Raw genomic sequence first — 12341 nt, forward strand, 5'->3', positions numbered from 1 at the left:
CCGAAGGACATTTTACTTGCTTCCTGACTGAGTTTTGTCCTTCAAAGTTTTTTGAGCCCTCCATCCTATACGTCGATAAACTAACGCTTGCACTTTTTGTACTGTGAGAAACTGTACACAAGAGGATAGGTTTTTTTCTTTGCGCGTTTTCTCATTTTCCGCTAGGATTAGGTTGGTTATTTTTTCTTTATTGGTTAAAAATAACATGAATAGGTTGGAGTGAGTTTTCAGCTAGGAGGAAGACAATGAAGAAAAGTGGTTATCCGCGAGACAAGCGTTTCAAAATTGCTCACAGGGAAGCCTTGATTGGAATTATTCTTGTTTTGATTAATTTTATTTGGTGGTACGGTTTTGCTTATGGGCTGGGCTCTGCCAAAGTAGAAAGTTACACGTACATATGGGGCTTGCCTGCATGGTTTTTCTACAGTTGTATATTAGGGTTTATTGTGATGGTTATTCTCGTTATTTTTACGGTAAAGGTATTATTCAAGGATGTTCCCTTTGAAGAGGAAGAGGGGGAAATCAAATGAATTGGGCCGTCATTACTCCGCTTTTAATTTTCTTATTCATTATCTTTGCCGTTGGCATGTGGTCAAACAAATTTGTCATTAAATCTCATTCCTTCTTAGAGGAGTACTTTCTAGGGGAACGTCAAATGGGCGGTTTCATACTGGCGATGACGATGGTGGCAACATATGGCAGTGCCAGCAGTTTCATCGGTGGTCCAGGTATCGCCTATACGCAGGGATTAGGCTGGGTTCTCCTAGCCATGGCTCAATTAGCCACTGGATATTTTACATTAATGGTCCTGGGCAAGAAGTTTGCGATTATTTCTCGTCAGTACAAGGCAATCACCTTGATTGACTTTTTAAAAGAGAGGTACAAAAGTAAAGCAGTTGTATTGATGTCAGCTGCTAGTATCATCATCTTTCTATTTTCATCGATGACCGCACAATGGATTGGCGGAGCACGTTTGGTAGAAAGTTTAACAGGCTTACCCTACACGACCGCTCTACTAATCTTTGCCTTTTCGGTTCTCGTCTTTGTTATTGTCGGGGGCTTTCGAGCGGTTGCCATTACAGATACCATCCAAGGTGTGGTTATGTTTGGGGGAACGTTAATCCTTTTAATCGCAACGATTAAAGCAGGGGGAGGAATCCCAAGGATCATCTCCGACCTAGCCGCGGAAAATCCAAATTTAATCAGTCCCTTTGGGGCAGAGCGGAGCTTGACGCCTACCTTTGTCTCCTCCTTTTGGATTCTAGTAGGGATTGGTGTTGTTGGCTTGCCGCAAATTGCTGTTCGAGCGATGTCATATAAAAATTCAAAGGCGATGCATAGTGCGATTGTTATTGGAACCATTGTGGTGGGTTTTATCATGCTTGGAATGCATCTCATTGGCGTGTTTGCCAGACCCGTTCTGCCAGGTGTAAAAATTGGGGATACGGTTATGCCGATGTTATCGATGAAAGTACTGCCGCCATATGCAGCAGGCATTGTTCTTGCTGCTCCCATGGCTGCCATTATGTCAACTGTGGACGCTTTATTGATTCTGGTTAGCTCTGCTTTAGTAAAAGATGTCTATTTAAATTACATCAAGCCGGACGCAGGGAATGATCTTGTGAAAAAGGTTAGTTTTAGCGTAACAGCGATTATTGGCATTATTGTCATATTGTTCTCCTTAAGTCCACCAGATTTGATCGTTTGGTTGAATCTGTTTTCTTTTGGAGGGCTTGAGTCGGTCTTTATTTGGCCAGTGGTTTTAGGACTATATTGGAGTAAGGGCAATAAATACGGAGCCATCACTTCGATGATTTTAGGGATGGGGTCCTATATTTTATTAGATCAATTTTATCCGAATCCATTTGGGTTTCACACAGTGGTCTTCCCGATTCTACTTTCTCTATTTGGCTTTGTAGTAACTAGCCTTTTTACTCAGCCAAAAGAAGGGAAAATGCATGTGAGTATGGAAAAATAAGTAAAGGGTCTTTGGGAGAGCAGTTCCAACTATCATTTATGTTGCAATTTTGTGAATTAATTTTTAGAATAAATGAATAGTATTAATTGAATGAGGTGTACTCATTGGAAACGGTTATTCGATATTTCTCAGCGCTTATTCTTCCAGGGCTGCTCGTCTTGCTTTTTACACGGGTCACTTACAACCGAGTGATTGGGCTCATCTTGACCGTGGCTCTAATTGCGACTTCAGTATATAAAGGTTATACCAACACGTTTATGCTGATCGTGGTGGATGCTTTCTCATTAACTGCCGGTTTTTGGTTGGCTGATAAAATGAGGCAAAGGGCATTGAAGAAGACCTAAGAATTGAAACAATCAAAGTCTGTCAGTAAAATGGCAGGCTTTTTTTAATGAAATCGAATATTCGTTCGCATATTATTGGTTTGTTTTTAGGGGAATGTGGTAAAATGTAGATATGAATTTGAGAGGATACACTTGAAAGCATCCATCCCGGTCCATAACAAGGTACATATGCTGAAAAGTGATTGATTTTACGGGAGGGAAGATTCGTGAAAGATCAATTTGAATTAGTGTCAAAATACTCGCCACAAGGGGATCAGCCAGAGGCGATCAGACAATTAGTTGATGGGATTCATAACAATAAAAAACAACAGACACTGCTTGGTGCGACAGGAACGGGAAAAACATTTACGATTTCAAATGTGATTAAAGAAGTAAACAAACCAACACTTGTCATTGCACATAACAAAACCCTCGCTGGACAGCTCTACAGTGAGTTCAAAGAATTTTTTCCAAACAATGCGGTTGAATATTTTGTCAGTTACTATGACTACTTTCAGCCAGAAGCTTACGTTCCACAGACGGATACATTCATTGAAAAAGATGCCAGTATCAATGATGAAATTGATAAATTACGGCACTCAGCGACATCTTCCCTCTTCGAACGGAAAGATGTGATTGTAATTGCCTCGGTTTCTTGTATTTATGGTTTGGGTTCTCCGGAAGAATATCGAGAAATGGTGTTATCGCTTCGAACAGGAATGGAAATAGAGCGCAATCAGCTGTTACGTCGTTTAGTCGATATCCAATATGACCGGAATGATATCGATTTCAAGCGGGGAACCTTCCGTGTCCGTGGCGATGTTGTCGAGATATTTCCCGCATCTCGTGACGAGCATTGCCTTCGTGTCGAGTTTTTTGGTGATGAAATCGATCGGATTAGAGAGGTCGATGCGCTCACAGGAGAGATTATGGGTGAACGGGAGCATGTCGCCATTTTCCCAGCCTCCCACTTCGTTACAAGGGAAGAAAAGCTGAGAATTGCGATTGAAAATATTGAAAAAGAACTAGAAGTACGCCTTGTAGAACTTCGCGAGGACAATAAATTGCTCGAAGCCCAGCGTCTTGAACAAAGGACACGTTATGACCTGGAAATGATGCGGGAAATGGGCTTTTGCTCAGGGATTGAGAATTATTCACGCCATTTAACTTTAAGAGAAGCGGGATCGACTCCTTATACCCTGCTTGACTATTTTCCAAAGGACTTTTTGATGGTGATTGACGAGTCGCATGTTACTTTGCCACAAGTGAGAGGTATGTTTAATGGAGATAAAGCGCGGAAACAGGTGCTTGTGGATCACGGCTTTCGTCTGCCATCTGCCCTTGATAACCGGCCGTTAATGTTTGATGAGTTTGAAAAGCATATCCACAATATCATTTATGTTTCGGCCACACCTGGACCGTACGAGCTGGAACATACACCGGAAATGGTTTCACAAATTATCCGCCCGACAGGACTCTTAGACCCTACCCTTGAGGTTCGTCCAATTGAAGGGCAGATTGATGACTTGATTGGTGAAATTCACGAACGGGTACGGAGAAATGAACGTGTCCTTGTAACCACTTTGACGAAAAAAATGTCCGAAGATCTAACAGATTACTTGAAGGAAATCGGCATTAAAGTACAATATCTGCATTCGGAGGTAAAGACGCTCGAACGGATTGAAATCATTCGGGAACTGCGTCTCGGTAAATACGATGTTCTCATCGGGATAAACTTACTCAGAGAAGGTTTGGACATCCCAGAGGTATCTCTAATAGCAATCCTTGATGCCGACAAAGAAGGCTTCCTTCGTTCAGAACGTTCGTTAATCCAAACGATTGGCCGTGCCGCCCGGAATGCCCACGGACATGTCATCATGTACGCAGACAAGATCACAAATTCCATGGAATTAGCGATAACTGAAACAAGGCGCCGCCGTGCCATCCAAGAAGAGTACAACCAAAAGAACGGAATCGTCCCAATGACGATTCAAAAAGATATTCGCGACGTCATCCGTGCCACACACGCTGCGGAAGCGCAGGAAGAGTACAAACCAGCTGCATCATTTAGTAAGATGAACAAGAAAGAAAGAGAAAAATTAATTGCGACAATGGAAAAAGAAATGAAGGTCGAAGCCAAAGCGCTTAATTTCGAACGTGCTGCTGAGCTTCGTGATTTAATTTTGGAATTGAAAGCGGAAGGATGACGTAAAAATGGCAATGGAAAAACTGATTGTGAAAGGCGCTAGAGCCCACAATTTGAAAAATATCGATGTCACCATTCCGAGAGATAAGCTTGTTGTCTTAACGGGACTTTCCGGGTCTGGGAAGTCTTCGCTCGCCTTTGATACGATTTATGCCGAGGGGCAAAGACGCTATGTCGAATCCCTTTCTGCCTACGCACGGCAATTTCTTGGCCAGATGGATAAACCGGATGTTGATGCGATTGAGGGTCTCTCCCCGGCAATTTCCATCGATCAAAAAACAACAAGCCGTAACCCCCGTTCAACGGTTGGTACGGTGACAGAAATCTATGATTATTTGCGGTTATTATTTGCAAGGGTCGGGCATCCAACGTGTCCAATCCATGGGATTGAAATCTCTTCACAAACGATTGAGCAGATGGTTGACCGTATTTTAGAATACCCGGAGCGGACCAAAATGCAAATCCTAGCCCCGGTCGTAACAGGCCGGAAGGGAACGCACGTGAAGGTGCTTGAAGATATTAAAAAACAAGGGTTTGTCCGCGTCCGTGTCGATGGGGAAATGCTCGACCTTGGTGATGAGATAGAGCTAGAGAAAAATAAAAAGCATTCGATTGAAGTCATTATTGACCGGATTGTCGTCAAGGAAGGGGTTTCAGCGCGGATTGCTGATTCTCTCGAGACAGCCCTGAAACTAGGCGAAGGAAAAGTCATCGTCGATGTGATTGGTCAGGAAGAACTGTTGTTTAGTGAAAATCATGCCTGTCCACACTGTGGCTTTTCGATTGGAGAACTAGAACCACGGATGTTTTCTTTCAACAGTCCGTTTGGTGCCTGCCCTGAATGTGACGGGCTCGGTTCTAAGCTCGAAGTCGATGTGGAACTTGTCATCCCCAATCGTGACCTGACACTGAAGGAGCATGCGATTGCCCCGTGGGAACCAACCAGCTCACAGTACTATCCACAGCTTCTTGAGGCAGTTTGTGATCATTTCGGAGTGGATATGAATATCCCAGTCAAGGATATCCCGGAACACCTCTTGGAAAAAGTCCTTTATGGCGGCGGTCGTGAAAAAATCTATTTCCGCTATGAAAATGATTTTGGCCAAGTCCGTGAGGGGAATATTGAATTTGAGGGCGTCATCCGAAATGTGGAGCGTCGTTATAAAGAAACTAGCTCCGATTATATTCGGGAGCAAATGGAAAAATATATGGGCCAAAAGCCATGTCCAACCTGTAAGGGCTATCGTTTGAAAAAAGAAACCTTGGCCGTCCTTATTAATGGCCACCATATTGCCCAGATCACCGACCTGTCAATTGAAGAGGCGAATCAATTTTTTGCAGGATTAAGACTTTCTGATAAAGAAATGCAAATTGCCAAACTGATTTTCAATGAAATCAGTGAGCGGCTTGGCTTCTTAATTAATGTCGGTCTCGATTATTTAACTTTGAGTCGGACAGCAGGTACGCTATCAGGCGGGGAGGCTCAGCGAATTCGCTTAGCCACACAAATCGGTTCGCGTTTAACCGGTGTCTTGTATATCTTGGATGAACCGTCGATTGGGCTTCATCAACGGGATAATGACCGCTTAATTGGAACGCTGCAAAATATGCGAGATATCGGCAACACCTTGATTGTGGTTGAGCACGATGAGGACACGATGATTGCGGCCGATTACCTTATTGATATCGGACCTGGTGCCGGGGTTCATGGCGGGGAAATCGTTTCTGCTGGAACACCAGCCGAAGTTATGGCAGATCCTAATTCATTGACGGGCCAATACTTATCCGGGAAGAAGTTTATCCCGCTGCCCTTAGAACGCCGCAAGCCGGATGGCCGCTTTATTGAAATCAAGGGCGCATCGGAAAACAATTTAAAAAATGTCAATGTGAAGCTGCCGCTTGGGATGTTTATTGCAATTACAGGTGTGTCAGGTTCTGGGAAGAGTACCCTTATTAACGAGATCTTACATAAATCATTGGCCCAAAAGCTTCATCATGCAAAAACAAAGCCTGGTGAACATAAGTGTATTAAAGGCATTGATTATTTAGAGAAAGTAATCGATATTGATCAGTCGCCAATTGGCCGAACACCTCGCTCGAATCCAGCAACGTATACGGGTGTTTTTGATGATGTTCGTGATGTGTTTGCGAACACAAACGAGGCGAAGGTCCGCGGTTATAAAAAAGGCCGCTTCAGCTTTAATGTAAAGGGCGGCCGTTGTGAGGCCTGCCGCGGTGATGGTATCATCAAAATTGAAATGCACTTCTTGCCAGATGTGTATGTACCATGCGAAATCTGCCATGGCAAACGTTATAACCGTGAAACCCTTGAAGTAAAGTACAAAGGGAAGAACATTTCTGACATACTCGATATGACCGTGGAAGCGGCCGTTGAATTTTTTGAAAACATTCCAAAAATCAGCCGTAAACTGCAAACTATCTTGGATGTAGGTCTTGGCTACATTAAACTTGGTCAGCCGGCAACAACTCTATCCGGAGGGGAAGCACAGCGTGTCAAATTGGCATCAGAACTGCACCGCCGGTCATCGGGCAAATCCTTCTATATTCTCGATGAACCGACAACGGGTCTTCATGTCGATGATATTTCCCGTTTGCTCGTTGTGTTGCAGCGCTTAGTTGAAAATGGCGACACGGTTCTTGTGATTGAGCATAACCTCGATGTCATTAAGGCAGCCGATTACCTTGTCGATCTAGGGCCAGAAGGCGGAGATAAAGGCGGAACAATCGTTGCCACCGGAACACCAGAAAAAGTCGCAGAAGTCCCTGAATCATATACTGGTAAATACTTAAAGCCAATCCTTGAGCGTGACAGCCGTCGGATGAAACAGCAAATTGAAGATAAGAGTGCCATAAAAGCATAAGTGGGGAAAAGAGCCGAATTAGGCTCTTTTTTTGTGGAATAGGCCGACACTCTGTTTCAAAATAGTTCTGCTTGTTCTTAATGAAAAAAGTACGAAACTAATCAGCTTCCTTTTTCGTAAATAATAGATAAAGGATAATAATAATCATTTCTGAATAAGCATAAAGTGACACAAATTTTTGATACTGAGGTGGGTAATAATGAAAGAGGAAAAAGTGCGGATTTTAAAAATGGTTGAAGAAGGAAAATTGACCGTCGAAGAAGCTGTCACCTTACTGGATGAATTAGAAAAAGCACAACAAACGATGGAGCAGAAGCAAGAGGAAATAGTGAATGAGCTTTCCACAGTTGTAAATTTCGAGGAGGCCAAGAAGGAAGATCCTTTCCAGGCGAAGTTCCAATCGACTAAGGTGAAGATTTTTGATTTTGTCGATTCTGCCCTAAAAAAAATCAAAGATTTTGATTTTGATTTGAATTTTGGTCAATCCGTTGAAATCTCCCATATTTTTCACCAGGGTGATGCTGACCTGAAAGAAGTCGATATTGACGTGGCGAATGGTTCTGTTAAAATTGCAGCCTGGGACCAACCGGATGTGAGAATTGAATGTCAAGCGAAGGTATTTAGGGTTGAAAACTCAGACCAAGCAAGGCAGAACTTTTTAAGAGATACTATTTTTTCAGTTGAGAATCAAAAATTACGTTTTATGACGCAACAAAAATGGATGAAGGTAGACTCAACCATTTTTGTACCAAAAGCTCAGTATGACCGTATGCGCATCAGAATCTTTAATGGTGCGGTCAATGGAGAAGATATGCATGTCGCTGACCTAAGGGTGAAAACCGCTAATGGAAAAATAAACCTTGGTCGAGTTCATGGTAATAAAGCAGAGGTTGAAACGGCCATCGGAAAAATTAAAATTATCAGCAGTTTGTTCGATGATCTCGAAGCGGAGACCATAAACGGGGCAATCAAACTCGATGGTGATTTTAAAAGGGTGGGAACGCAGTCCTTTCACGGGAATATCAGCTGCAATATCAGCGGAAGTCGCACCGAGTTGATTCAAGTAAAAGCGACAACTGGTGGAATTGACCTTTACATCCCAGATAATCTGCCGGTAAATGGGGAATTGAAGACGAATATTGGCGGATTTAATGTGGAACTCATCGGTGTTCAAGTACTGGAAGAGAATAGTGAAATGATTCAAAAGTCGCTTCGCTTTAAATCCATTAATCATCCTGATAAAATGATGAAAATCTATGCAGACACAAAAACGGGTTCCATCACAATTCACAAATCACAAGAATAATTACTAGGAGATGCCGTAAAATGAGATGGCTGATTGGGTGTTTGATTAATGCGGTGTTGTTTATGGCACTAGCGGGTTATTTTCACGAAAGCTTTCAATTAACAGGATTTATGGCCGCACTTCAGGCAAGCATTTTATTGTCCATCTTAAATATTTTGGTACGACCGATCCTAATTCTGTTTACATTGCCAGTAACAATTGTAACGTTGGGGTTGTTCCTATTAGTCATCAATGCCATTACGTTGGAGTTGACAGATTACTTGATGGGCGATGCCTTTGAAATTTCTGGTTTTGGGATGGCCATCTTCTTTGCCATCCTGATGTCGCTTGTAAACTTGATTATTCAAAAAACACTGCTCCAGCCAGCAAGGAAATCCAAGGATTAATCTTTGAATATCAGGGTGCTCGCTTTAAAAAGTGGGCACCCTGTTTATATGGTAGAAATGCCCAAGTGGAAGCATTCTAATTTTTTAGACATGAAAGTATGGTAATTTAATAAAAAATGCTAAAATAAGTGGAAATGGAATTTTTAGAATAAACTTAATCCGTTTGAGGAGGATGTTTCCTTGCCAAAAGTACGTACCAAAGATATAGTCGAGAAGTTTAAACTTGAATTAATTAGCGGTGAAGAGGGAATTAACCGCCCTATCACCATGAGTGACATCTCACGTCCAGGAATTGAAATGGCCGGATATTTTGAATTTTATCCAGCAGAACGAATTCAGCTATTAGGTAAAACCGAACTTTCCTTTTTTGGAATGTTGTCTGACGCTGAACGTGCTACAAGAATGGAACGTTTATGCACCGATATTACTCCTGCGATTATTGTCACCCGAGATATCGAGGTACCAATAGAGCTGATTGAAGCGTCCGAACGTGAATCTGTTCCAGTTTTACGAGTGGGCATGAAGACAACACGATTCTCCAGCCGCCTGACGAATTACTTAGAAAGTAAGCTGGCACCAACTACAGCTGTCCATGGCGTATTGGTTGATGTGTACGGAATCGGGGTATTAATTACCGGAAAAAGTGGCGTAGGAAAAAGTGAAACGGCCTTAGAATTGGTCAAGCGCGGCCACAGGCTGGTTGCGGATGATTGCGTTGAAATTCGTCAGGAAGACCAAGATACATTAGTCGGATCTTCCCCCGATTTAATCGAGCATTTACTAGAAATCCGCGGCTTAGGGATAATCAATGTGATGACTCTATTTGGAGCTGGTGCCGTTCGCAGTAATAAACGGATTACCCTCGTTATGAATCTAGAAATTTGGGACTCAAAAAAGCAATATGACCGCCTTGGTTTAGATGAAGAAAAAATGAGAATCATTGACACGGATGTACCAAAGCTGACAATCCCTGTTCGTCCAGGGCGAAACCTTGCTGTTATTATCGAAGTGGCAGCGATGAATTTCCGTCTAAAAAGAATGGGTGTGAATGCAGCGCAGCAATTTACTGAGCGTCTGTCCGATGTGATTGAAGACGGGGATCATGACGAGATTTAAGGGGAAGAGGAGATAGAGAGATGAACGAAACTATTCAACCGCTAAATCCGATTGCCTTTTCACTTGGACCGATTTCAGTGCATTGGTATGGGATTATTATTGGCTCAGGTTTGGCCCTTGCTTTGTACCTTGCCATCAGGGAAGGAAATCGCAGAGGATTAGAGAAAGACACATTTGCAGACTTAATGTTATGGGCCATCCCCATTGCAATTATTTCTGCACGTATCTATTATGTCATTTTTGAATGGAAGTATTATGTCAATCATCCGGCGGATATCCCGCAAATTTGGAATGGCGGGATCGCTATCCATGGTGCCCTGATTGGCTCCGTACTGACCACATATGTGTTTGCCAAAAAACGCGGGATTTCCTTTTGGAAAATCGCCGACATTGCCGCACCAAGTATTATTCTTGGACAAGCGATTGGCCGTTGGGGAAATTTCATGAACCAGGAAGCGCATGGCGGGGAAGTAACCAGAGCATTCCTTGAAAACTTGCATTTACCGGAATTTATTATTAATCAAATGTATATTAATGGAACGTATTATCACCCAACATTCCTTTATGAATCGCTATGGGACTTTGCGGGCTTTTTCCTATTACTATTGCTGCGCCGGGTGAATTTCCGCCGCGGAGAAATGTTCCTTACGTATGTGATTTGGTATTCAGTTGGCCGCTTCTTCATTGAGGGCTTACGAACCGATAGCTTAATGCTTGGCAGCCTCCGGATGGCACAAACGATTTCGATTGCATTAGTGGTTGGAGCGCTGGCCATTCTTATCTATCGCCGCACTAAACAATTGACAGAAAAGCGATATTTAGATCAAGAAAATAGTTAACTGCATGAAAGAAAGGAATCGACCAATGACTAACAAAATTACGACCGTTCTTTTTGATTTAGATGGGACATTAATTGATACGAATGAATTAATTATTACATCGTACCTTCATACATTGGAAAAATATTATCCAAACAAGTACACGCGTGAGGATGTTTTGCCATTTATGGGGCCGACGCTCCACGAAGCGTTTGGTACCATCGATCCAGATCGGGTGGAAGAGATGATTTTAGAATATCGTGCCTTTAACATTAGTAACCATGATAACTTGGTGCGGGAATTTACCGGGGTCTTGGATACTGTGCGAACCTTAAAAGAAAAGGGCTACAAGCTGGGGATCGTCACGACCAAACGTCATGATGTGACGATGAAGGGACTTCACCTTATGAACCTTGATGCCTTTTTCGAAGTTATTGTTGCCTACGATCATGTCAGCAAGACAAAACCAGATCCTGAGCCTATTTTTAAGGCACTGGAACAGCTGGATTCTACACCTGAAGAGACGATGATGGTCGGGGATAATTACCATGATATTTTAGCAGGAAAAAATGCTGGAACGGTAACGGCTGGCTGTGCCTGGTCGATTAAAGGCAGAGAGTATATTGCAAAATATGAACCCGATTATATTCTAGAGAACATGGCTGACCTATTACCTATCCTCGGAGAGTGAGTAAGATGAGGAATACGACCCGCTACCCTGTTGAAGGAGCGAATTCTTTATGGCACGTCTATAAGACCGTGCCTTTTTGGAAAGTTGTCAAGAATTTTATCGTGATTCAATTAGCCCGCTACACGCCATTCTTGGGGATGAAAAATTGGCTGTATCGGGTGTTCCTTGGGCTTGAGGTGGGCGAGCAAACATCCTTTGCATTAATGGTCATGCTCGATGTGATGTTTCCCGAAAAAATCAGTGTCGGTCGCAATACGGTGATTGGATATAACACGACCATCCTTGCTCATGAATATTTAATTAAAGAATACCGGCTCGGTCCTGTGGTGATTGGGAGTGAAGTGATGATTGGTGCGAACTCCACCATCCTTCCAGGGATTACAATCGGGGATGGTGCCATTGTCTCAGCTGGGACCCTTGTCCATAAGGATGTTCCTCCAGGGGCGTTTGTCGGCGGCAATCCAATGCGGGTCATTTATTCAAAAGAAGAATTGGCCGAGCGCTGGGCCGAGGATTCGATTTATGGACGGAAAAATTAAAATAGTGCAATTTTTTTAAGTCTGGTTTTCGCAACCAGGCTTTTTTTGTAGTAAACTTACAATAAAAATTGTCGTTTCGCGGAAAAATTCAGAAAC

The 12341-nt window shown here is 42.8% G+C and carries 11 protein-coding genes; all 11 read left to right on the forward strand.

All coding sequences use genetic code 11. From position 1 onward, the window contains the following. The first annotated feature begins 245 nt into the window (after positions 1-245). The 11 genes from BR30_RS0127125 to BR30_RS0127175 all read left to right on the forward strand — a co-directional run bounded on the left by BR30_RS0127125 (position 246) and on the right by BR30_RS0127175 (position 12245). Positions 246-530: a YhdT family protein gene (locus BR30_RS0127125; protein ID WP_026567767.1), complete on the forward strand. Its 285-nt coding sequence runs from the start codon at positions 246-248 to the stop codon at positions 528-530. Further along, a complete protein-coding gene (panF, locus tag BR30_RS0127130; RefSeq protein ID WP_026567768.1) occupies positions 527-1978 on the forward strand; it encodes a sodium/pantothenate symporter in 1452 nt (483 codons plus the stop codon). The genes BR30_RS0127125 and panF overlap by 4 nt, the downstream gene beginning before the upstream one ends. Positions 1979-2064: 86 nt before the next feature. Beyond that, on the forward strand, positions 2065-2322 hold the full coding sequence (locus tag BR30_RS0127135) for a CsbA family protein (RefSeq protein ID WP_231507832.1): 258 nt from the start codon (positions 2065-2067) through the stop codon (positions 2320-2322). A 206-nt stretch (positions 2323-2528) separates the two neighbouring features. Beyond that, positions 2529-4508: an excinuclease ABC subunit UvrB gene (uvrB, locus tag BR30_RS0127140; RefSeq protein ID WP_026567770.1), complete on the forward strand. Its 1980-nt coding sequence runs from the start codon at positions 2529-2531 to the stop codon at positions 4506-4508. Positions 4509-4515: 7 nt separating this feature from the next. Beyond that, a complete protein-coding gene (gene uvrA / locus BR30_RS0127145; protein WP_026567771.1) occupies positions 4516-7389 on the forward strand; it encodes an excinuclease ABC subunit UvrA in 2874 nt (957 codons plus the stop codon). Positions 7390-7588: 199 nt separating this feature from the next. Beyond that, positions 7589-8695, forward strand: coding sequence for a DUF4097 family beta strand repeat-containing protein (locus BR30_RS0127150; RefSeq protein ID WP_026567772.1), 1107 nt, complete (start codon positions 7589-7591; stop codon positions 8693-8695). Between the two features lie 20 nt (positions 8696-8715). Continuing rightward, positions 8716-9081 carry a phage holin family protein gene (locus BR30_RS0127155; RefSeq protein ID WP_026567773.1) on the forward strand — a complete coding sequence of 122 codons (366 nt, stop codon included), beginning with the start codon at positions 8716-8718 and terminating at the stop codon, positions 9079-9081. Positions 9082-9261: 180 nt separating this feature from the next. Continuing rightward, positions 9262-10197 carry an HPr(Ser) kinase/phosphatase gene (gene hprK / locus BR30_RS0127160; protein ID WP_026567774.1) on the forward strand — a complete coding sequence of 312 codons (936 nt, stop codon included), beginning with the start codon at positions 9262-9264 and terminating at the stop codon, positions 10195-10197. 20 nt (positions 10198-10217) lie between these two features. Continuing rightward, positions 10218-11036, forward strand: a complete 819-nt coding sequence (lgt, locus tag BR30_RS0127165) for a prolipoprotein diacylglyceryl transferase (protein ID WP_026567775.1) — start codon at positions 10218-10220, stop codon at positions 11034-11036. A gap of 25 nt (positions 11037-11061) precedes the next feature. Beyond that, on the forward strand, positions 11062-11706 hold the full coding sequence (ppaX, locus tag BR30_RS0127170) for a pyrophosphatase PpaX (protein ID WP_026567776.1): 645 nt from the start codon (positions 11062-11064) through the stop codon (positions 11704-11706). 5 nt (positions 11707-11711) lie between these two features. Next, on the forward strand, positions 11712-12245 hold the full coding sequence (locus tag BR30_RS0127175) for an acyltransferase (RefSeq protein ID WP_026567777.1): 534 nt from the start codon (positions 11712-11714) through the stop codon (positions 12243-12245). Positions 12246-12341 lie beyond the last annotated feature (96 nt).

The sequence above is a fragment of the Bacillus sp. UNC41MFS5 genome (genome assembly GCF_000686805.1).

Coding starts and splice junctions, on each gene's coding strand:
- BR30_RS0127155 (WP_026567773.1), top strand. CDS start 8,716: ATGAGATGGCTGATTGGGTGTTTGATTAATGCGGTGTTGTTTATGGCA.
- BR30_RS0127125 (WP_026567767.1), top strand. CDS start 246: ATGAAGAAAAGTGGTTATCCGCGAGACAAGCGTTTCAAAATTGCTCAC.
- lgt (WP_026567775.1), top strand. CDS start 10,218: ATGAACGAAACTATTCAACCGCTAAATCCGATTGCCTTTTCACTTGGA.
- ppaX (WP_026567776.1), top strand. CDS start 11,062: ATGACTAACAAAATTACGACCGTTCTTTTTGATTTAGATGGGACATTA.
- uvrA (WP_026567771.1), top strand. CDS start 4,516: ATGGCAATGGAAAAACTGATTGTGAAAGGCGCTAGAGCCCACAATTTG.
- panF (WP_026567768.1), top strand. CDS start 527: ATGAATTGGGCCGTCATTACTCCGCTTTTAATTTTCTTATTCATTATC.
- BR30_RS0127175 (WP_026567777.1), top strand. CDS start 11,712: ATGAGGAATACGACCCGCTACCCTGTTGAAGGAGCGAATTCTTTATGG.
- BR30_RS0127150 (WP_026567772.1), top strand. CDS start 7,589: ATGAAAGAGGAAAAAGTGCGGATTTTAAAAATGGTTGAAGAAGGAAAA.